The following is a 20,191-nucleotide window of genomic DNA, read 5'->3' on the forward strand; positions in this document are numbered from 1 at the left end:
ACTACTAAGTAACATGGTAAGCATTTTACTAGAATGGGAGGTTTTGGAATGGGGCTATTTGGTATACCGATGGAACAACTCTATATGTATACATTGCTCGCAGCGGGAGCATTAACAGTTCTCTGCGTTTTCTTTGGAGAAGTTACAGAATTTAAAGGTATTTGGCCAATACTCAATCCGATAGTCATCCTGTCTTTTGTTACGTTTGGATCTGCGATCGGATTTTTATTGGAAACAGCGACAGAGTTTAACGAATGGTCAATTTTAGGGATAGCTTTATTGTCTGCTGTTTTATTAGATCTTTTACTTTATTTTTTAATTTTATTACCAGTGTCCTCCGCGGCAACCATACATACAGAAGAGTTACTATCTGGACAAGTGGCCAATGTTGTCATTCCGATTCCTGTTGATGGTTATGGAGAAGTTATGTTTGAAAGCTATTCAGGAGTGATTTCAAAGCCGGCAGCGGGCTATAACAATGAAGCAATTGCTAAAGATGAAAAAGTGATAATTGTCGAAGTGAGTGAAGGCACTGTATATGTGCAAGTTTATGCATCTTTAAATATGAGGAAAAAAGAAAAATGGGCAAATGGAATTTAAAATGAAAAGTAGAACGTTAGCAAGAATTGAAGATTTTGAAGATATATAAAGAAGCTGCACTCTTTTTTAGAGCGCAGCTTTTTTATATTCCGAATAATACAGAAAAACATGTCATTTCGGAAGATTAGGTTAAAAGTGTTTCCGCAATCATGGGTAAATGATAGAATAATGATACACGTTCCTGTGAAACCATAGGTATTTGACATAATTTTTCCCTAAGGAGCCTTTTAATGGATATACAACTCAGCAATATTCCCGCTTTTCCTATTACCGAGCAATTCGGACCTGAATATTCAACATTAAGTTCAATCGAGTACAACTCCACATTAGTTGTCCAGGATTGCGCATTCTTTTGTGTGCCCGGAGAAAATACCGATGGTCATTTTTATATCGGAGAGGCAATTGCTAACGGAGCGACAACGATTATTGGATCAGATAAATCTTTAGTAACTGAGTATGCAAAAAAGCATCCAGACCTTTCATTTGCAGTAGTACCAAATGTCCGGGCAGCACTGGCGTACCTATCCGATTTCTTTTACAACTCAGCCCAAAAAGAGTTGATCAAAGTAGGTGTTACAGGTACCAACGGAAAGACTACGACAGCAACCTACGTTTATAATTTATTTAATCTTCTTGGAATAAGCTGTGGATTTATTGGGACAACAGGAATTTTAAGAATGGATGGCAAGATTCCTTTCTATAAGAGTACACCTACGACTCCAATTTCATCCGACCTCCACAAAATATTTGCGAAATTTGTTGAGGAGGGAGACCGTGCAGTCGCTATGGAGGTTTCTTCTATCGCTTTAGATCAGATGCGAGTAGAAGGAATTCAATTTGATGTAGCGATTCACACGAATATTTCAGAAGAACATCTGGAGTACCACAAAATATTTGAGCATTATCTCCAGTCTAAGTTAATGTTGTTCAAACAGTCGAAAGCAGCGGTCGTCAATATAGATGATGAAGGTATGGCGAAAGAAATACTAGAAGTCATTAGCTATCCTCATTTAACATACAGCAATCGCTTAGATTCTGGTGCCGATTTAATTTGGACGGATTGTGAGTCATCTGATTCGGGATTGAAATTTAACCTCTACTACAAAGGAGAACAATGGCCGGTTCATGTACCTCTTTTTGGAGAGTACAATGCAGCTAATTTAACGGCGGCAATTGGTTCTGCTCTCCTAGCCGGTAAAGACTTGAACGCTATAATAGCTGTCTTGCCTAAAATGTCTCAAGTTGAGGGACGTTTTCAAGTAATTCAAGGTCCTGAGAACCGGAAAGTGATTTTGGATTATGCTCATACACCGGTTGCGTTGTCAGCGGTTCTACATGAAGTGAAGAAATTATCGCATAACCGATTGATTGCACTTATTGCAGGAATCGGTATACGGGATTTCTCCAAAATGCCAAAAATGGCGAAAGCAGCTGAAGGAAAAGCGGATGTTCTTGTCGTAACTGTGGACCATCCTGGTGATAATGAACCTTCTGTGGTTATTGATGCTGTTTTAGAAGGTTTTACCGTTCCATACATGCAGCAAGTATTAACTGCTACATCTAGACGCGAGGCAGTTTTAACAGCATTACGAGAAAGTGGACCAAACGACCTTGTGCTCTTGTCGAGCGGGTCGATCAATGGTGCACAAATCGTCAAAGGTGAATATATTCCTCATTCCGACGAAGCGATCATCGAAGAGTTTTTCAATAAATGGACGAGTGACTTTTAACCACAAAAGTCGCTTTTTAAGTAATGAATATGGTTATAATAGAAGAGAAGGTTACTTACATATCAGAATTGGAGTGAATGGAATGCAGTATCGTACAGAAAAAGATACGATCGGTGAAATTCAAGTTGAAGCAGATAAAATGTGGGGCGCTCAAACACAGCGTAGCTTGCAAAACTTTGAAATTGGTACAGAGCGTATGCCACATGAAGTTGTTATGGCTTTTGCCCAACTGAAAAAAGCGACGGCGAAAGCTAACCATAAGCTTGGAAAACTATCTGAAGCGAAGATGAAAGCTGTAGAACTTGCTGCAAATGAAGTAATTGATGGCAAATGGAACGATCATTTTCCGTTAGTTGTATGGCAAACAGGCAGCGGTACTCAGTCTAATATGAACATGAACGAAGTTCTAGCACGCCGTGGAAACGAAATCTTGGCAGAACAAAATTCTGACGAAAAACTTCATCCAAACGACGATGTGAATATGTCTCAAAGCTCTAACGATACGTACCCAACAGCGATGCATGTTGCAGGCGTTTTAGCCGTAACTGAAAAACTTGTGCCGGCTGTTCAAAAGTTAAAAGCAACATTAGATGAAAAAGCGAAAAAATTTGATGAAGTGATCAAAATTGGACGCACTCACTTGCAGGATGCGACACCGTTAACATTAGGCCAAGAAATTAGTGGCTGGAGACATATGCTTGAAAAGAGCGAAAGCATGATCAGTCAAAGTGTTGAATACATGCGCGAATTAGCAATCGGCGGTACGGCAGTAGGAACAGGTATCAATGCTGATCCAACTTTCGGCCCTTCAGTTGCTGAATTCATAAGCGAAGCAGTGGGAACTTCTTTCACTTCTGCAGAAAACAAATTCCATGCACTGACAAGCCATGATGAAATGGTTTACACGCATGGTGCGATTAAAGCTTTAGCAGCAGATGCGATGAAAATTGCCAACGACGTACGTTGGTTAGCTAGTGGACCTCGTAGCGGAATCGGTGAAATCACCATTCCAGCAAATGAACCAGGAAGCTCGATTATGCCAGGTAAAGTAAATCCAACGCAAAGCGAAGCATTGACGATGGTTGCGGCTCAAGTAATGGGTAATGATGCAACAATCGGCTTTTCTGCAAGCCAAGGAAACTTTGAATTGAACGTTTTCAAACCGGTTATTGCCTATAACTTCTTGCAATCTGTACGTCTTATGACAGATAGCTTAAATAGCTTTAACGATCATTGTGCAATTGGCATCGAGGCAAACCTTGATATTATCCAAAACCACGTAAGCAATTCATTGATGCTGGTTACAGCATTGAACCCGCATATTGGTTATGAAAATGCGGCGGCGATTGCGAAACAAGCTCATAAAGATGGTACAACCTTAAAAGAATCAGCTGTAAACAGCGGACATTTAACTGCTGATCAGTTTGATGAATGGGTGAAACCAGAAAACATGGTAGGCAAATAATAGACGAAAGCGGCCGGTATTTCCCGGTCGCTTTTTTATTTCAGAAAAAATTGATGCTAGCTCTAAACACCGAAAATCATTATGTGCTAAAGGGTTTTACATAAGTCATGGCGAACTAGTTACAGTAATAGCAAAATTAAAGAGGTGTATTATGCAAAAATCATTTGTGATGTCATGGAGTGGCGGGAAAGATTCAGCACTCGCTTATTACCGAGCGGTATTAGACGGGCATGTGCCGCTAGCGTTATTTACAATGTTCGAAGAAGACGGGACTAAATCACGGTCACATGGGTTGCCCATTAAAGTAATGGAAGCGCAAGCTGAACGTATGGGTTTGCCTTTAATAATTGGCAAAGCTAGTTGGTCGGGATACGAAAAGGAATTTATCGAACAGCTAAAAATCTTTAAAGCACAAGAAATCGAGATGGCTGTTTATGGCGATATCGATTTGCAGGATCATTTAGATTGGGTAGTGAAAGTTAGCGCTGAAGCAGAGATGGGTGTTCTTCATCCACTTTGGCAAGAACCACGCAAATCATTATTGAAAGAGTTAATTGAAGAAGGCTTCAAAGCTATTATTACGGTTGTGGATACAAGCCGACTAGATGAGCGATTTTTAGGGCGTGAGTTTACGCATGAGTTAATCGATGAACTAGAAGCGGCAGGTGTTGACGCATGTGGAGAAGAAGGCGAATTTCATACAATTATCGTTGATGGACCTATTTTTGTAGAACCTGTACCTATTCAATTTGGTGAAAAGATTCATGCTGGAAATTACGCGATATTGGAAGTAGAACTTCATTCAGAGGAGTGATTGTGGATGATTCGAATTATGGGGATGGAAGAAAAGCATATTCGGCAAATGTCTGTGTTGCTAGCAAAGCGGCACGAGCGAGAACGGAAAATTTTTAACTTTCTACCTGAAAGATTTGAAGAAATCGATGACACAGAAGAAGTATTGCGAAAATTATTAGAACGCCCTTACATTAATGGCATTGTAGCGGTTAGAGAAATTGATGTCATTGGCTATTTACTTTACGAATTCAAAGAAGACGCCAGACACGGGCGCTATGTATGGATGGACTATGAATCAATTGCCATCAGTGAACATGAACATCCACGGTTATTGAGACTGCTATATGCAAATGCAGGTGCGGAATGGATTAAGCACGGCTATTTCCAACATATGTTAATGGCACCTCTTGGCGATGAGAAAGTTATCGATCAATGGCTAGACCAATCGTTTGCGTTTGACCAAAAATATGGAATTTTATCATTAGATAATTTCGAACCTAAAAACGGCACCGTTCCGAAATTAGAATTTCGTAAAGGCAGTAAAGAAGATTCGCCACTCTTAAAGAAAATGGCCATGTGGAATAGCATACATCAATCTACAGCTCCTTCTTGGTTACCGATCACACGAGAAACGTTGGAAAATGTCAAAGAAAGTTATGAAGCTTTGGCAGAGGACCAAGCTGCTTATTTGTGGTTAGCTAACCAAGGCGATCGAATTGCTGGATTCCATGTGTATTTCCGGAAAGAAGAGCGTTTAAGTTTAGTGATTCCGGAAAAGTGTGTAGTACTTCCAGCGGCTTCGACAAATCCAGAACTTCGTGGAAGAGGCGTAGGGCGTGCATTGGCAAATCATTGTTTTGAAGAAATGAAAAGTCAGGGTTTTGACTATATTTATGCAGACTGGCGTACAGCGAATCAGTTGGCTTCTTATTTCTGGCCGCGTATGGGCTTTCAACCAATTATGGTCCGAATGATAAGGCAAATTGACCCGCGCATTGCTTGGGCACACGGAGAAGAGTAAAGAAAACAACTAAAATCGATAGCAAAAGCCGACGACTGCTCAAGACGGAGCAGTTGTCGGCTTTTTTAGTCGTTTACTTTAAAGTCAATTTGCGCAGTGATGTCGTAATCTATTTTAGAACCATCCAAATCCTGAGTGAAAAAATCTGCGTGTCCAGTCATTTTATAATAACCGAAAGGAAAGTTATTGTCTGAAATGCGCTGAACAAAATTAACGTAAGCTTGGTCGTCTTCTACGCTATAACTACCGATACCTATATAAGCTTCTTTTAGAGGTTCTCCTTTTGTTAAGATAGTAACGAGCAAAGGCTCATTCATAGTGTAGCTTACAGAGAAGTCTCTTGTTTCTTCGTAAATAAGGAAATAAAAAGGTGAAGCGGCATGGAAAATTTCAATACTGTCGGAATCGCCGGTATATTCCAATTCTGCATACACGTCTATACTTTCACCTTCTGTATATTGTTCTTTTTCTGTAACTAAACGGTAAGTAAAGTCATCTTGTATTGTTTCAGCTTGAGGAGTCGTTACCTGAAAATCAGCTAAATCACCCTGTGTTGTTGGAGAGACTCCGCAGGCAGATAGCAATAAAGTAAAGCCAATACTTCCTACAATTGCAAAAGGTTTCATAACGATACGACCTCCTTTACAAATCAGACGAAATAGGGCGCACATCCGTTACAAAAAGGACTACTTGATTTTATCTTCAGGGCGCCATCCTTGTTGCAAATCGCGAATCGACAAACCAAAAGTCATCTCGAGATGAGGATAATCTTTAAAGCGTTGCCAATCGCCTCCCCAGTCAAATCCAAGGCTTTTGCCAATCGCCGCAACTTCAAACCAGTCGCTTTTGCCGTTACCATTGTCATCTCGCTCTATATCCCAAACTACAGAACCATCATCTAGTCGCAGCGCGTAGTCAATAGCTAGGCCGTAGTTATGGTAAGACTCGCCAGCTGCTGCATAAGTGACGATAGCGCCAGGCATATTGCGTCCTTGATTGTGCAGGCCTTGCTGTTCTTCGGGTGAACGATAACCATCTGTAATTATTAGATCAATTCCGAGTTCAGCAGCTTTAGCTACAAGAAAATCGCGGTTTTCTTCTACAATAGGGTACAGTCCAGAAGGTGCCGGACGATTTTCTAACTCTTCACGGAACGCTAATTCAGTTTCTATCCATATAAATAAAAAAACGCCAATAGTCAGTAGAAACAAAATGGAAAAAGCAGTTTTCAATTTTTTCAAAATCATTCACCTCTATCGATTCCATTGTAGCAAAAATCACTAAAAGAGTATCGTGGTGGAGAATTTGGTACGATAGGATAAACAAGCAGAGAGGGGATAAAATGAATGGTAATCGAATTAATGAAAGCACACGCTTCTGTTCGTGATTATAAAGAAAAACAGTTAACGCGAGGAGAAGTCAGTGAACTAATAGAAGCAGCGCAACATGCAGCTTCCTCACATTTTGTTCAAGCGTATTCCATAGTTTGGGTAACAGACCCAGAAAAACGCAAAAAATTAGGGGAACTTTCGAAAAACGCAAAACAAATGGAAGGTGCAGGAGCGGTCTTCTTGTTATGTGCCGATTATAACCGGTTGCAGCACGCCGGGAAACTTCAGGGGCAAGACATCGTTTTTGATCAAGCAGAAAACTTACTAGTAGCTGTGACAGACGTCGGACTGTTAGCGCAAAACTTGGTACTCGCAGCAGAATCTAAAGGCTACGGCATTTGTTATATCGGCGGTGTCCGTAATGATATGGCAGCTATTAGTGAATTAGTTGGATTGCCTGAAGGCGTTTTTCCTGTCTACGGTTTAACGATCGGTGTTCCAAATGAAGCAAATGGAGTAAAGCCACGTTTACCGGTCGAAGCCATATTGCATGAAAATGAATACGATGAAGCTAAATATGAAACGATCTTACCTGAATATGACCAAACGATTCAATCCTATTATGAGAGCCGTGGCTCAAACCAAAAATCGGCTACATGGACACAGCAAATGGCTAGTTTCCTTAGCAAGCCGCATCGCAAAGACTTAAAAGATGTACTGGCGAAAAAAGGCTACCATTTTAAATAAGTTAGACTTAGAGCCGAAATAACAGGAGGGAAGTCAATGAAAATCGCACTATTTGGAGCAACTGGCCGCGTTGGAGGAGAAATCCTAAAACGGGCTTTAGCAGACGGTCATGAGGTAAAAGCATTGGTCCGTTCAGAAAAATTACAAGCACATCCGAACTTGGAAGTGATCATTGGCGATGTACGAAACGCAGAAGACATTGAAAGAACAATCACCGGAACGACAGCTGTTTTCAGTGCAATTGGCACTGACCGTACGACCACTTTGTCAGATGCTGCTCCTTTAATCGTCAACTCCATGAAAAAAAACGATGTTCAACGAATCATTTCCATTGGGACGGCGGGAATTTTAAATAGTCGGCTAAGTCCTGGACTCCTTCGCTATGAAGGCGGCGATTCAAAACGAAAAATGACATTTGCAGCTGAAGAGCATGAAGCAGTTTACCGCATGTTTGAAAAAACATCACTTTACTGGACGATTGTTTGTCCTACCTATTTGCCAGACGGTGAAGCACGTGGCAACTACCGGACAGAAAAAGATTTTCTGCCTATGGAAGGGAAAGAAATTACAGTAGGTGATACGGGAGCGTTTGCTTATCGACAATTAGAGTCACAAGAATTTCTACAAAGCCGCGTCGGATTGGCTTATTAATATGTCGAACGAGAAGGTGATTTGATGAAGAAGTGGCTGCTCTGGATTGGTATAAGTATTTTGGCGTTACTAGTAATCCTTGTCGCAGGTTTTATCATCTACGCCCAATTTGATTATGAACCGAGTGCTTTGTTGAACGAAGAGGTAGATTTAACTGAGATTGAAAAAGACGATGCAGGATTAATCTTCCAACCGGAATCGCCAAATGGGAAAGGAATCATCCTTTATCAAGGAGCTAAAGTTGAAAAAGAAGCATATGCCTATTTGGGTCAGTCGCTAAGTAAAAAAGGCTTTGTCGTATCGATTCCTCAGCTACCCTTGAATTTTGGGATTCTTGGTGCAGGAACTGCAGATGACGTGATTGACGAATATAAGGAAGTAGAAGAATGGTTTGTTGGAGGTCATTCCTTAGGAGGAGTCGCCGCTTCTTTTTATGCGGAAACGCCATCTCCAAAACTAAAAGGCTTGTATTTTTTAGGTTCCTATCCAGCCAGTGACTTTTCGCAAAGCGATTTAGCGATGTTATCAATCTACGGAGAATTAGATGGCTTGTCGCAAGTTGAAGATATCGAAGACAATAAGAAATTATTTGTTGAAGACAGTGTTTTTGTGGAAATAGTAGGAGGCAATCATGCGCAATTTGGTTTATACGGTGAACAAAAAGGCGATAATTCAGCTGAAATTACACCCCTGGAACAACAAGATCAAGTGATAGAAGCAATAACGACATGGATAAACAAAAACTGACTCGGAGATCCCGAGTCAGTTTTTTTTTAGCTTGTAGACAAAAGAGGTATTGAAATAGTCTTGATCCGATACATCTTTGCTTACATATACATTTTGAAAGTCTGAGAAATGTCTTTCTATTATAGACGCTAGCGCTGGCGCGTCCACGGGGTAGACGAAGCAAGAAGACAGGTGGTTTTCCTGGCTTCTTGCGGGAGTCATCCCCAAAGCGACCAGCGCGGTTTTATTTTCTCACACTATGCAATTGGACTTTGTCTAAAGCCTTTACTGACTCCGAGATTCTGAGTCAGTTTTTTTATAGTTTAAATATAAAGAACGCCAGAAAGATAGAGACAATGACGAATGTGTTCACGATGTAAGAAGAGCGTTTACTAACAGGCTGATCAAGTGATGGAAACCGTTCGACAACGCGCATGGCTCCGTAAATAAGAGCGGCTAAAATTAAGAGCGTCACGATCAAGTTCATGTCGTAGATGCGAACGTCAATAAAACGGATTAACACAACGGAAAAGGCTAGAATAATACCGTTAACTAAATTTTTTTGTTTCATAAGTACTCCTTTAATTCATTTTCTAAGAAAGGTTTCGCCGACAACAAAGAAGTAAATTGCTGATAGCGTTCAAATTGACCAGGGCCGGGTTTTTTACCCGTTTTATAAGCACGGATCAAAATGTTCTTAGGTGTATGTTCCATATCGATAAACTCCATTAATTGTGTTTCATAGCCAACAAGCGACAGTAGTTCCGCGCGAATCGAGTCAGTAGCAAGAGCGCTGAAACGTTCTTTGATCAGCCCGTGTTGAAGCATAATGCCAAGTTCAGGTGCATCGATTTGGCTATTCAATTCATGCTGACAACAAGGAACGCTGAGGATGACTTTTGCATCCCACTTTACAGCGCGTGATAGCGCCATATCAGTAGCTACGTCGCAAGCATGTAAAGTGACCACCATGTCTACTGTAGATTCATCATTGTAGTCGTTAATGTCGCCAACTAGAAACTCAAGTTGTTCATAGCGCAGATCTTGCGCAATCTGCTGACATTCCTCGATGACTTCTTTTTTTAAATCGAGTCCAGTAACGCGAAGGTTTAAGCCTTTTTCAATGCGTAAATAATGGTAAAGGGCAAAAGTTAAATATGATTTTCCAGAACCAAAATCAAGTATGCGAACAGTTCGATCTTGTGGTAAATAAGCAAGCGAATCGTCGATAAATTCAATAAAACGATTGATTTGACGGAATTTGTCGTATTTCTGCTTTTTAACTTTGCCATCTGGACTTTGAACACCTAGACGCACAAGGAATGGGTACGGAATCCCATCTTCTAATAAATACTGCTTTTTGCGATTATGTGAAAGTTCCACTTTTTGAGTGCCTGTTTGTTCAGTTTTCCAACTCACTTTGGATTTTTTGGATAACTGAATTTGAATTTTTTCTTCTGTGAATTGAAAAAGCGCTTGGCGAAAATCAATGAATAACGAGGCTAATTTCGTTACAGCTAATTCTATAGGCAAGTTTTCGTGTTTTAATACATGTTCATGTTGGTATTCAAATTGAATAAAATAATCCTTTTTTATTTCGACGGGCTTTAACTTAATTCGTTTGATGTCATTTGACTTTAACCGCGGTTGACTGATTGTAGCTGAAACAAGTTGCTTTTGTAAAAATCGTTCTGCTAGTTGTTCGTTCATTGTTTGTAAGTCCATGGGTTGATTCCTTCCGTTCTGTGTAATGGTTTTAGTTTAGCACGCAGTGTACATGAAGCGCGAGCTGTCTGTTTTTTTAAAAATCGACTGAGTCCCATTAATTTGGAATTTTGTGATAATATAAAGTGGATTGAAAACGTTTTCAAATAGGGGGATGTATTATGGAAATTTTACATAAGACAGTCGGTCAAATCGTAAAAGAACAAGCGGCAAAAAATCCAGACACCGAGGCATACGTTTATCCAGAGCACGAGATCCGAAAAACCTACAAAGAATTTGACGAGGAAACAGATCGCTTAGCAAAGGCTTTTATCGGCTTAGGGATTGAAAAAGGCGAACATATTGCCATTTGGTCAGATAATAAACGGGAATGGCTATTAAGTCAGTTTGCCACAGGTAAAATGGGTGGAGTATTGGTAACCGTTAATACGAGTTATCAATCGAGCGAACTTGAGTATCTGTTGAATCAGTCGGACGCGACTACATTAATATTAGGCGAAGAGTTTAAAGGTACGAGTTATATAGATATTTTGAATGCGGTTTGTCCAGAATTGGCGACCGCTGAAAAAGGAGCAATTAATAGTGCTAAGCTACCTCACTTTAAACGAGTAATTGTCATGAGTGATAACGATTATCCTGGAATTTACACGTGGCGAGAGTTTGAAGCTTTTGCTGAAAATGTTAGCGATACTGAGTTTGAGGAACGTTTTGCTTCGATGAACCCTGATGATGTCATCAACATTCAATATACATCCGGCACAACAGGATTTCCAAAAGGCGTCATGTTAACTCATTTGAATGTTGTCAATAATGGCAAACTAGTTGGCGATACGATGGCGTTAACGGAAAAAGATCGCTTGTGTATTCCGGTACCGTTTTTTCACTGTTTCGGATGTGTTCTTGGCACAATGGCTGCAGTCACACATGCCACGACAATGGTTATTGCCGAGCAATTTGAACCAAAGCGCATTTTGCAAATGGTACAGGATGAGAAATGTACAGCACTGCATGGAGTACCAACAATGTTCATCGCGGAGTTAAACCACCCCGAATTTTCTTCGTTTGATACGTCAACGTTGCGAACAGGGATTATGGCAGGGTCTTCTTGTCCAATTGAAGTGATGAAAAAAGTCATCAATGATATGGGTGCGTCTGAGATTACTATTGCTTACGGACAAACAGAATCATCTCCTGTTATTACTCAGACGCGAGCCGATGATGATATTGAAAAGCGAGTGTCAACAGTTGGTAAGCCACACACAGGTGTAGAAGTAAAAATTATTGACGCAGCAACTGGAAAAGAAGTAGAGCTAGGCTTGCCCGGAGAACTTTGTACAAGGGGATATCACGTAATGTCCGGCTATTATAAAAACGAAGATGCTACAAAAGAGGCAATCGATCCAGAAGGTTGGCTTCATACCGGGGACATCGCAGTTCAAGATAAAGAGGGCTATATCGACATCACAGGTCGGATAAAGGATATGGTAATCCGTGGAGGAGAAAATATTTATCCGCGTGAAATTGAGGAATTTCTTTATCAACATCCATCGATTCTAGATGTGCAGGTAATCGGTATACCCGATCCGAAATACGGAGAAGAACTAATGGCATGGATTATCTTAAAAGAAGAAGAGCAACTCAATGCAGAAGAGTTGAGAGCTTACTGCAAAGGAAAGATTTCCCGCCACAAAATTCCGCGCTATATTGAATTTACAAAAGAATACCCAATGACAGCGTCCGGAAAAATACAAAAATTTAAGCTGCGTGAATTATCCATCGAACAAAGTGAGAAAACTCGAGTTTAATAAACTAGCCAAAAAGGAAAGCGTATACTGTTACGCTTTCCTTTTTAATGTAATTAATATAAATCGGAAATATTTCAATGACAAATCTAAGGTTCTTTTGATACAATATATTCACTAGAGTAGGTAATAAAGCACGTATTAAAACGGCTAACCTCAAAGGGTGTTTATAATGATTGCTAAAGAAGAATTAGTTATTTTCGAATATGAATTGGCAAAGCTAATGGAAGAATACCAAAAATGCGTGGATCAGTCCTTAAAAAAGAAAATACAAGAAGATGTGAAGTGGTTGAAAACGTCCATTTTTTCAACAGGTACTTATGAACAAACAATAGAAAATTAACGATGTTAAATTCTGCGGCGTAGTATTGCTGCAGATTTTTTTGTGCGATGAAAAACTAAAATTGTGAACAGCGCTGTAACAAAGAAGCTTGGAAATCCTTTGAACGTGGGCAATCGACGGGGGTTTCACAAAAGGATGCTTTATAATAGAGGGAGATAAAGCGGAGGAGCGAATGGCATGAAGGATTTAAAGCAATTGGCATTTCAACGGAAAAACACAATGACATTTTTACTTGTGATGTCGATTTTAAAAGGTCTTGCCACAATTGGACAAGCCTTGTTTTTCGTGATGATCGCAGATCGTGTTTTTCTTCAAAATGCTAGTTTTGAAAGCTTAACGCCATTATTTGGAGGATTATTCATTTCGATTTTATTGAGAGCCGGATCAGGTTATGCGATAGGTAAAGCTGGAGTCAATTTGGCTGCCGACGTAAAAAGCGAATTGCGCAATACATTGATCCAATCATTTTCTAGAAATCCATTGCTCTCTGCCGCTAAAGGCCAATCAGGTCAAAAGGTCAGCCTGCTAATGGATTCTGTAGATGAAATAGATGGTTTCTTTAGTAAATACATTCCTCAAATGATTCAAACTTATATTATTCCTGTGATTTTGCTAGGTGTAATTTTCTCGCAAAACTGGACAAGCGGGGTCATTATTTTAATAACGGCGCCATTTATTCCGGTGTTCATGGCATTGGTCGGAAAAGGAACAAAGAAAAAAGCTGATGAGAAAATGGAACAACTCAATCGCTTTTCAGGTACGTTTCTAGATATTTTACAAGGACTTTCGACACTTAAATTATTTGGTCAAGCTGAAAAACAACAACAAGCTATTAAGAAAAGTAGTTTAAATTTCCGAGACTCAACGATGGAAGTATTGAAGTCTGCCTTTCTTTCTTCTTTGATGCTTGAATATATTTCTATGTTAAGCATCGGTATCGTCGCGCTAGAAATAGGGTTACGACTTGTTGTATTCGATAGTATTAGCTTTTTCACAGCGTTCTTCATCTTGATTTTAGTACCTGATTTCTTTAACTTACTAAAAGATTTCGGGAGTGCTTTTCATACGGCGCGAGGTAGTTTATCAGCCGCAAAACAAATAACGATGGAACTAGAAAAAACAAACGTTGATCTAGTGTGGGGAAAAGAAAAAATGGCACAAGAACCGCCTCACTTATCACTAGAGCAACTCTCTTTTCAATACGAAGAAGGATTTTTGTTAGCCGAACTAAATGTGGAAATTCCGCCTTATAGTCAGGTGGCAGTTATCGGAAAAAGTGGGTCAGGAAAAACAACGTTGATGCATCTAGTTGCTGGGCTTCTTCCACAAAGTGAAGGCCGCTTTTATGTGAATGGGATTCCTCGGGAGAATATTAGTGAAACATCTTGGTTTGATCAATTGAGTTACATTTCACAACACCCGTATCTTTTTGCTGGGACCATTCGAGAGAATATAAAAATGGGTGTTACAGGGGATGTTCGTGATGAAGATGTTTTAGTAGCGGCTAAAAAAGCAGGTATTGCGGAAATGGTAGCGTATCTTGAAAAAGGATTTGAAACGCTGATTGGTGAAGCGGGTCGTGGATTATCTGGTGGAGAAAAACAGCGAATTGCGCTTGCACGGGCTTTTTTAAAAAAACCGTCTCTAATCCTATTTGATGAGCCAACAACAGGATTAGACTTACAAACAGAGAAAATTCTGCAAGAGTCCCTTCATGAATTGCAAAAAACCTCGACCGTTATTACGGTTGCTCATCGACTGCATACGATTAAAGATGCTGACATTATCTTGTTTTTAGATGATGGCAAACTAGGTGCAACAGGAAGTCACGAAAAACTATTGGAAACTTATATGCCTTATGAAGAAATGCTTGCAGCACAGCAAGGAGGTGGCTTTCAATGAGTGAATTAAAACATATTTTGAAACTAACGCTTCTTGAAAAGAAAGATGTGTTGATCGCTATCTTTTTCGGCTTTTTAGCAGGTATTGCAAGTGTTGCGTTAATGGGATCAAGTGGTTATTTGATTTCAAAAGCAGCCTTAACTTCTCAAATGACCACGCTCGTAGTCATGGCAGCTTGTTTGAAGTTATTTGGTTTTGCATCGGCATTAAGTCGGTATGGAGAGCGGTTGTATTCTCACCGAGCAACTTTCACCATGTTGAGTCATCTACGAGTATCATTTTTTGAACGATTGACACCACTTGCGCCAGGAATATTCAGCAAGTACCGAAGCGGTGATTTATTATCGCGAATTGTCGGGGATGTCGAAAGTTTACAAAACTTTTTACTACGAGTATTTTATCCGCCAGTGGTACTCGGCATTGTCTTTTTAAGTGCTGTATTCTTTACTTCATTTTTCTCATTGGGCATTGCGATTGTCATTTTTATCGGCATGTTGTTAACGGTAATTGTTATTCCGGCATTATTTGCTAGTAGAAAACGTCGTGTAGATGGACAAGTTAGAGCGCAACGAGGAAATTTAGCAATTGAATCGACAGAGTTTCTTTACGGATTTCGCGATTTGAAAATTCATCAACAATTGGGTTCCAAAGAACAACAATTGAAAAGAGATGCAGCTCGATACAACGAAGGACAGCGACAAGAAGGATTAGAAGAAAACTTGGCCCAGTCCATTAATGCGTTTGTTGCTTTACTTGTTTCCTTTTTTGTTTTAGGTGTTGGTGCATATTTTGTTGCAGCTGGTGAACTCAATGGTTTGTATTTGGCTATGCTTGTGATGATTTCTATCGCTGCATTTGAAAACGTAGCTCCCATGGCTGCTTTTCCGACCTATTTTGAAGAAAGTCGAAAAGCAGCTGTTCGTTTAGAAGAAATTGTAGCTGAACCTGTTTTACAGCAAGGAACAGAAGAATTGCCGAGTGGACCGCTTGATATTAAGTTAGAAGAGGTATCTTTTCAGTACCCAGGCGAAAATAACTTAGCGGTCGATCGCGTATCTCTCTACTTAAAAGCAGGGACGAAAACAGCGATTGTTGGACCAAGTGGTTCAGGTAAGTCGACACTGATGCAATTATTGCTGAATGTCTTTCCACTCAGTCAGGGACAATTATCAATCGGGGGGAAACCTGTCGAGACACTCAAGCAAGAAGAGGTCTGGCAACAAATGAATATTGTTTTACAAGAAAATCATTTCTTTTATGGGACAATTCTTAGCAATTTATTGATTGCGAATCCCGTAGCAACCGACGAACAAATGATGGAAGTATTAGATAAAGTTCAACTAGGTATACTTTCCTTGAACATGACAGTAGAAGAAAAAGGCCAGAATTTATCTGGCGGTCAAAAACAGCGCCTAGCCATTGCGCGCGCCATGTTAAGAGGAAAGTCACTGTGGCTGCTGGATGAACCGGTGTCTTCTGTGGATAGTTTGACAGCACAAGCGATTTACCAGCATATGTTCCAACAAAACAAAGACGATTTGTTTGTTGTCATTAGCCACGATTTAGCTGGACTTGAAAAAATGGATCAAATTGTGGTGATGGAAAAAGGGCGTATTGTAGAAAGTGGTTCGTATGAAGAGTTGATGAAGAGAAAAGCATACTTCTACCAACTTAAAGAAATTGAAAATAGTGTATTTGCTTAGCTAAAAATCCCCAGTACGCAATTGCGTGCTGGGGATTTTTAGTAACCTGACTAATCTCTATTAACTTTTCTTCAAAAGTAGGTTTTCATCTTTTGTTCCATCTTCTAACTTCATTTGTTCAAGCTCAAGCCGCATTTTTTGTGTTTCAATGACAAAGTTGTCATGCTTTAGTTTTTCCAACTCCAACTCGCTTTCAATCATTTTACTTTTGAGCTTTGTTTGGCTCTGCAAATGTGCGGTGATAATACCTGCTAGTGGAATTGAAAAGACCATAATGACGGCGATCATACCGGTCATACGCCTCACTCCGTTCTGATTTTTCTGTTTATTTCTATTATACACGTATCGCTTGTAATTTTAAAAGAATAGATTTTCAGAAATACATGACAACTGTCATATAGAAATATAGACGTTTGTGTCTTATGCGCCTCTATGTTTCCGTATAAGATTAGGTTAATAAGTTATTCGGACCGAAAAAGTCCGTCTAAGGAGGAAGACAAGACATGAGCAGAGAAAAAACAGCACAATTACGCAAGTTTGTCGCCCCATTTGAAAAGGCAGATGTAAAATCAAGTGTTAGACAATTAGTAAATACAATACCACCTTTTATCTTGGCTTGGTTTTTAGCTTATCAAGCACTTGATGTTTCAATTTGGCTGACAATCGCATTATCGGTAGTAGCCGCAGCATTCGTGATCCGAACGTTCATCATTTTCCACGACTGTACGCATGGTTCATTTTTCAAAAATAAAAAAGCAAACGCTATTGTTGGTACAATTACAGGAATTATGACGCTTTTCGCTTATGAAAAGTGGAAACGTGAACACTCGATTCACCATGCATCAAGCGGGAACTTAGATAAGCGCGGAGTTGGCGATATCTGGGTTATGACAATCGAAGAATATGTAGAAGCTTCAAAATGGGAACGTTTCAAATACCGCATGTACCGTAATCCATTGGTGATGTTTGGATTTGGACCTTTGTTCCTTGTGTTGATCTCGAGCCGTTTTAATCGCAAAGATGCACGTAAAAAGGAACGCAATAACACATATTTGATCAATATTTCTTTAGTTGTTATTTACACGCTATTAATTTTAGCAATTGGTTGGCAGGCATTCGTAATCGTACAAGGTACGACGATGTTTGTAGCTGGAGCTTTAGGTATTTGGTTGTTCTACGTACAACACACATTTGAAGATTCATACTTTGAAGATGAAAATGAGTGGGATTATGTAAAAGCAGCAGTAGACGGAAGTTCGTATTACCAGCTTCCAAAAGTATTGCAATGGGTAACAGGAAACATTGGTTTCCACCACGTGCATCACTTGAGTCCACGTGTTCCAAATTACAATTTGGAAAAAGCACATGAATCGACACCACCTCTTCAACAAGCAACGACAATCAATCTTAAATCGAGTCTTAAATCGTTACGTTACAAATTATACGATGCACAGAATAAAACATTCGTTACATTTGGTGACATTAAGCACTTGCTAAGTAATTCTAAAGCTGTTCAGCAATAATAAAAGAAGAAAGGACCATTCTTAGCTGAATGGTTTTTTCTTTTGTGTATTATTTGCTATGATTGAATCATTAAGACAGAGGAGGACCTTATGCAAAGCTGGTATCAAATATTCCCTAAAAACCCATGGTTAAGTCTTTATGCCTGGGTCATTTTTTGTATTTTGCCGTTCTTTTTTATTTTTCGCTCTTCTTCGGTAACTGATTTTATTGTCGGGATTTTGCTATTATTAATGTTTTTTATTGCTTATCGGCTTTCTTTTAATTCGAAAACTGGTTTTGTGTATGTCTGGGTGAGTTTTGAAATGGCCGTAAATATCGGAATGATTTTCCTTTTTGGCTATGTGTATCTTTCGATTTTTGTTGCATTTTTTATTGGGAATTTACGTAATAAAATCGGCTTTTTCATTATATATGGTCTCCACATTGGATTAACAATCACAGCTGTCGTATTTGGCTTTTTTGATCATAGTGAGCTATACATTTCCCAATTGCCATTTATTGTACTGAGTATATTAGGTGTCATCCTTTTGCCATTCAATACATATAATCGCAATAAGCGAGAAAAACTAGAAGGGCAGCTAGAAGATGCCAATAAACGCATTTCTCAGCTAATTATCATTGAAGAACGTGAGCGAATTGCCCGTGACCTTCATGATACGTTGGGACAAAAATTATCGTTAATTGGCTTGAAAAGTGATTTAGCGGGAAAACTGATTACCCGCAATCCAGAATCTGCTTTAAACGAGATAAATGATGTGAGACAAACCGCTCGTACAGCTTTAAAGGAGGTACGCGAGCTTGTTTCAAACATGCGAGGAACCAAACTCGATGAAGAACTTTTGCGTGTACAACAGATTTTAAAAGCTGCTGAAATCGACTTTGTTTTTTACGGTTCAACACAATTAACGAATACGCCACTTTTAGTAGAAAATGTTTTAAGTATGTGTTTAAAAGAAGCTGTAACAAATGTAGTGAAACATAGTGGAGCATCACGTTGCAGTATCTTGATCAAACAAAACCCCGAAGAACTTCTTGTGCAAGTTCAAGATGACGGCAATGGATTCCCAGAAGGAAATACATCTCTGCAAGGGAATGGTTTGGTTGGAATGCGTGAACGTTTAGAATTTGTGAATGGATCGGTGGATATTAGCGTCATGGAAGGCACCACATTAAATATTCGGGTGCCAAACGTAATTCTCTATAGTACAAAGGAGGATATTAAATGATTCGAATCGTATTAGCTGAAGACCAGCGAATGATGCTTGGAGCTTTAGGATCATTACTTGATTTAGAAGAAGATATGGAAGTAGTAGGCAAGGCGGCTAACGGAGAAGAAGTAATCGAACTTGTTGAGAGTCTGCAGCCAGATATTTGCATTATGGATATTGAAATGCCACTGAAAAGTGGCTTAGATGCTGCGGAAATTTTGAAAGATCAGCCATGTAAGATTATTATTTTAACCACGTTCGCTCGCTCGGGTTATTTTGAACGTGCTAGAAAAGCAGGGGTCAGTGGCTATTTGTTGAAAGACAGTCCAAGTGAAGATTTGGCTACTTCAATTCGTACAATCATGTCGGGTCGACGGATTTATGCCCCAGAATTAGTGGATTTAGCATATGCTGACGAAAACCCTTTGACCGATCGAGAAAAGCAAGTAATGGAACTAATAGCCGAAGGGCGAAGTACGAAAGAGATTGCTAAGGAATTGTTTATTACGACGGGTACAGTAAGAAACTACATTTCAACGATTTTGGATAAGCTCGAGGTTGGAAATCGAATTGAAGCCATTTCTCGTTTTAAAGAAAAAGGTTGGTTTAAGTAAAATGTCGCTGTCGACTGACAGCGACATTTTTATTATTCTATTCATTCGTAAATCGTATCTAACAAAGAGTCGTCTTCGGTATATATATGAAGTTCACCGGGATTCTTATTGACATAACACTTTGCTTCTTTCATTAAAATTTCTTTCGTTTCTTCATTTCTAATTGTAGTTTCTTTGGCTTTTTCTAAGGAGATAGGAATGGCATGGCTTTCCCCATCACCAAGTAATACGATAGCAATTTCGATGGCTATATCTCGGACAATCAGATTCAGATTTTTGAACGAATCCGGGGGATTATTTTTAC

At 39.5% G+C, this 20,191-nt stretch carries 20 protein-coding genes; 15 read left to right on the plus strand and 5 right to left on the minus strand.

Annotated features, from left to right (window positions below):
* The first annotated feature begins 48 nt into the window (after positions 1-48).
* From PLANO_RS01670 to PLANO_RS01690, 5 genes are all read left to right on the plus strand, one after another.
* Positions 49-600: an NfeD family membrane protein gene (locus tag PLANO_RS01670; protein WP_038702397.1), complete on the plus strand. Its 552-nt coding sequence runs from the start codon at positions 49-51 to the stop codon at positions 598-600.
* Between the two features lie 230 nt (positions 601-830).
* On the plus strand, positions 831-2,330 hold the full coding sequence (locus tag PLANO_RS01675; protein WP_038702399.1) for a UDP-N-acetylmuramoyl-L-alanyl-D-glutamate--2,6-diaminopimelate ligase: 1,500 nt from the start codon (positions 831-833) through the stop codon (positions 2,328-2,330).
* Positions 2,331-2,412: 82 nt separating this feature from the next.
* Positions 2,413-3,795, plus strand: a complete 1,383-nt coding sequence (gene fumC / locus PLANO_RS01680) for a class II fumarate hydratase (RefSeq protein WP_038702401.1) — start codon at positions 2,413-2,415, stop codon at positions 3,793-3,795.
* A gap of 151 nt (positions 3,796-3,946) precedes the next feature.
* Complete coding sequence (locus PLANO_RS01685; protein WP_038702403.1) at positions 3,947-4,609, plus strand: Dph6-related ATP pyrophosphatase; 663 nt, start codon at positions 3,947-3,949, stop codon at positions 4,607-4,609.
* A gap of 6 nt (positions 4,610-4,615) precedes the next feature.
* Positions 4,616-5,611 (plus strand): GNAT family N-acetyltransferase, encoded by a 996-nt coding sequence (locus tag PLANO_RS01690; RefSeq protein WP_038702405.1) that lies wholly within the window; start codon positions 4,616-4,618, stop codon positions 5,609-5,611.
* 65 nt (positions 5,612-5,676) lie between these two features.
* Here PLANO_RS01690 and PLANO_RS01695 read toward each other — a convergent pair whose 3' ends face one another.
* On the minus strand, positions 5,677-6,237 hold the full coding sequence (locus tag PLANO_RS01695) for a hypothetical protein (RefSeq protein ID WP_038702407.1): 561 nt from the start codon (positions 6,235-6,237) through the stop codon (positions 5,677-5,679).
* 60 nt (positions 6,238-6,297) lie between these two features.
* Positions 6,298-6,852 (minus strand): M15 family metallopeptidase, encoded by a 555-nt coding sequence (locus PLANO_RS01700; RefSeq protein WP_038702409.1) that lies wholly within the window; start codon positions 6,850-6,852, stop codon positions 6,298-6,300.
* A gap of 105 nt (positions 6,853-6,957) precedes the next feature.
* Here PLANO_RS01700 and PLANO_RS01705 point away from each other — a divergent pair, with 105 nt between their 5' ends.
* The 3 genes from PLANO_RS01705 to PLANO_RS01715 are packed head-to-tail and all read left to right on the plus strand — an operon-like array spanning position 6,958 to position 9,087.
* Positions 6,958-7,689, plus strand: coding sequence for an NADPH-dependent oxidoreductase (locus PLANO_RS01705; RefSeq protein WP_038702411.1), 732 nt, complete (start codon positions 6,958-6,960; stop codon positions 7,687-7,689).
* Positions 7,690-7,725: 36 nt separating this feature from the next.
* Positions 7,726-8,340: an NAD(P)-dependent oxidoreductase gene (locus PLANO_RS01710; RefSeq protein ID WP_038702413.1), complete on the plus strand. Its 615-nt coding sequence runs from the start codon at positions 7,726-7,728 to the stop codon at positions 8,338-8,340.
* A 24-nt stretch (positions 8,341-8,364) separates the two neighbouring features.
* On the plus strand, positions 8,365-9,087 hold the full coding sequence (locus tag PLANO_RS01715) for an alpha/beta hydrolase (RefSeq protein WP_038702415.1): 723 nt from the start codon (positions 8,365-8,367) through the stop codon (positions 9,085-9,087).
* Positions 9,088-9,382: 295 nt separating this feature from the next.
* Here the strand turns inward: PLANO_RS01715 and PLANO_RS01720 are convergent, their stop codons facing one another.
* Both PLANO_RS01720 and PLANO_RS01725 read right to left on the minus strand, forming a co-directional pair.
* Positions 9,383-9,637 (minus strand): hypothetical protein, encoded by a 255-nt coding sequence (locus tag PLANO_RS01720; RefSeq protein ID WP_038702417.1) that lies wholly within the window; start codon positions 9,635-9,637, stop codon positions 9,383-9,385.
* Positions 9,634-10,791: a class I SAM-dependent methyltransferase gene (locus PLANO_RS01725; RefSeq protein ID WP_038702419.1), complete on the minus strand. Its 1,158-nt coding sequence runs from the start codon at positions 10,789-10,791 to the stop codon at positions 9,634-9,636. Before PLANO_RS01725 ends, PLANO_RS01720 begins: the two co-directional genes overlap by 4 nt.
* 161 nt (positions 10,792-10,952) lie before the next feature.
* Between PLANO_RS01725 and PLANO_RS01730 the strand changes: the two genes are divergently transcribed.
* The 4 genes from PLANO_RS01730 (at position 10,953) to cydC (ending at position 16,541) form a co-directional block, all read left to right on the plus strand.
* A complete protein-coding gene (locus PLANO_RS01730; protein ID WP_038702421.1) occupies positions 10,953-12,596 on the plus strand; it encodes an AMP-binding protein in 1,644 nt (547 codons plus the stop codon).
* Positions 12,597-12,765: 169 nt separating this feature from the next.
* Positions 12,766-12,936 (plus strand): Mlp family lipoprotein, encoded by a 171-nt coding sequence (locus PLANO_RS15935; protein WP_156108876.1) that lies wholly within the window; start codon positions 12,766-12,768, stop codon positions 12,934-12,936.
* A gap of 177 nt (positions 12,937-13,113) precedes the next feature.
* Positions 13,114-14,838 carry a thiol reductant ABC exporter subunit CydD gene (gene cydD, locus PLANO_RS01735; RefSeq protein WP_038702423.1) on the plus strand — a complete coding sequence of 575 codons (1,725 nt, stop codon included), beginning with the start codon at positions 13,114-13,116 and terminating at the stop codon, positions 14,836-14,838.
* On the plus strand, positions 14,835-16,541 hold the full coding sequence (cydC, locus tag PLANO_RS01740; RefSeq protein ID WP_038702425.1) for a thiol reductant ABC exporter subunit CydC: 1,707 nt from the start codon (positions 14,835-14,837) through the stop codon (positions 16,539-16,541). The genes cydD and cydC overlap by 4 nt, the downstream gene beginning before the upstream one ends.
* A gap of 60 nt (positions 16,542-16,601) precedes the next feature.
* Here the strand turns inward: cydC and PLANO_RS01745 are convergent, their stop codons facing one another.
* The gene (locus PLANO_RS01745) at positions 16,602-16,838 is read right to left on the minus strand and encodes a hypothetical protein (protein ID WP_038702427.1); all 237 of its coding nucleotides are present in this window, start codon (positions 16,836-16,838) and stop codon (positions 16,602-16,604) included.
* Between the two features lie 206 nt (positions 16,839-17,044).
* Between PLANO_RS01745 and PLANO_RS01750 the strand changes: the two genes are divergently transcribed.
* The 3 genes from PLANO_RS01750 (at position 17,045) to PLANO_RS01760 (ending at position 19,887) form a co-directional block, all read left to right on the plus strand.
* A complete protein-coding gene (locus PLANO_RS01750) occupies positions 17,045-18,064 on the plus strand; it encodes a Delta(5) desaturase DesA (protein ID WP_038702429.1) in 1,020 nt (339 codons plus the stop codon).
* 90 nt (positions 18,065-18,154) lie between these two features.
* Positions 18,155-19,291: a sensor histidine kinase gene (locus PLANO_RS01755; protein ID WP_038702431.1), complete on the plus strand. Its 1,137-nt coding sequence runs from the start codon at positions 18,155-18,157 to the stop codon at positions 19,289-19,291.
* Entirely contained in the window at positions 19,288-19,887 is a 600-nt protein-coding gene (locus PLANO_RS01760) for a response regulator transcription factor (protein ID WP_038702433.1), read from the plus strand. Before PLANO_RS01755 ends, PLANO_RS01760 begins: the two co-directional genes overlap by 4 nt.
* Positions 19,888-20,191 lie beyond the last annotated feature (304 nt).

The sequence above is a fragment of the Planococcus sp. PAMC 21323 genome (genome assembly GCF_000785555.1).
In the GTDB taxonomy this organism is placed as follows: Bacteria; Bacillota; Bacilli; order Bacillales_A; family Planococcaceae; genus Planococcus.

Bases quoted from the DNA above. Each gene is read 5' to 3' on its own strand.
- cydC (WP_038702425.1), top strand. From the start codon at position 14,835: ATGAGTGAATTAAAACATATTTTGAAACTAACGCTTCTTGAAAAGAAA.
- PLANO_RS01695 (WP_038702407.1), bottom strand. From the start codon at position 6,237: ATGAAACCTTTTGCAATTGTAGGAAGTATTGGCTTTACTTTATTGCTA.
- PLANO_RS01725 (WP_038702419.1), bottom strand. From the start codon at position 10,791: ATGGACTTACAAACAATGAACGAACAACTAGCAGAACGATTTTTACAA.
- PLANO_RS01710 (WP_038702413.1), top strand. From the start codon at position 7,726: ATGAAAATCGCACTATTTGGAGCAACTGGCCGCGTTGGAGGAGAAATC.
- PLANO_RS01715 (WP_038702415.1), top strand. From the start codon at position 8,365: ATGAAGAAGTGGCTGCTCTGGATTGGTATAAGTATTTTGGCGTTACTA.
- PLANO_RS01705 (WP_038702411.1), top strand. From the start codon at position 6,958: ATGGTAATCGAATTAATGAAAGCACACGCTTCTGTTCGTGATTATAAA.
- PLANO_RS01760 (WP_038702433.1), top strand. From the start codon at position 19,288: ATGATTCGAATCGTATTAGCTGAAGACCAGCGAATGATGCTTGGAGCT.
- PLANO_RS01750 (WP_038702429.1), top strand. From the start codon at position 17,045: ATGAGCAGAGAAAAAACAGCACAATTACGCAAGTTTGTCGCCCCATTT.
- PLANO_RS01730 (WP_038702421.1), top strand. From the start codon at position 10,953: ATGGAAATTTTACATAAGACAGTCGGTCAAATCGTAAAAGAACAAGCG.
- fumC (WP_038702401.1), top strand. From the start codon at position 2,413: ATGCAGTATCGTACAGAAAAAGATACGATCGGTGAAATTCAAGTTGAA.
- PLANO_RS01745 (WP_038702427.1), bottom strand. From the start codon at position 16,838: ATGACCGGTATGATCGCCGTCATTATGGTCTTTTCAATTCCACTAGCA.
- PLANO_RS15935 (WP_156108876.1), top strand. From the start codon at position 12,766: ATGATTGCTAAAGAAGAATTAGTTATTTTCGAATATGAATTGGCAAAG.
- PLANO_RS01755 (WP_038702431.1), top strand. From the start codon at position 18,155: ATGCAAAGCTGGTATCAAATATTCCCTAAAAACCCATGGTTAAGTCTT.
- cydD (WP_038702423.1), top strand. From the start codon at position 13,114: ATGAAGGATTTAAAGCAATTGGCATTTCAACGGAAAAACACAATGACA.
- PLANO_RS01670 (WP_038702397.1), top strand. From the start codon at position 49: ATGGGGCTATTTGGTATACCGATGGAACAACTCTATATGTATACATTG.
- PLANO_RS01685 (WP_038702403.1), top strand. From the start codon at position 3,947: ATGCAAAAATCATTTGTGATGTCATGGAGTGGCGGGAAAGATTCAGCA.
- PLANO_RS01675 (WP_038702399.1), top strand. From the start codon at position 831: ATGGATATACAACTCAGCAATATTCCCGCTTTTCCTATTACCGAGCAA.
- PLANO_RS01720 (WP_038702417.1), bottom strand. From the start codon at position 9,637: ATGAAACAAAAAAATTTAGTTAACGGTATTATTCTAGCCTTTTCCGTT.
- PLANO_RS01690 (WP_038702405.1), top strand. From the start codon at position 4,616: ATGATTCGAATTATGGGGATGGAAGAAAAGCATATTCGGCAAATGTCT.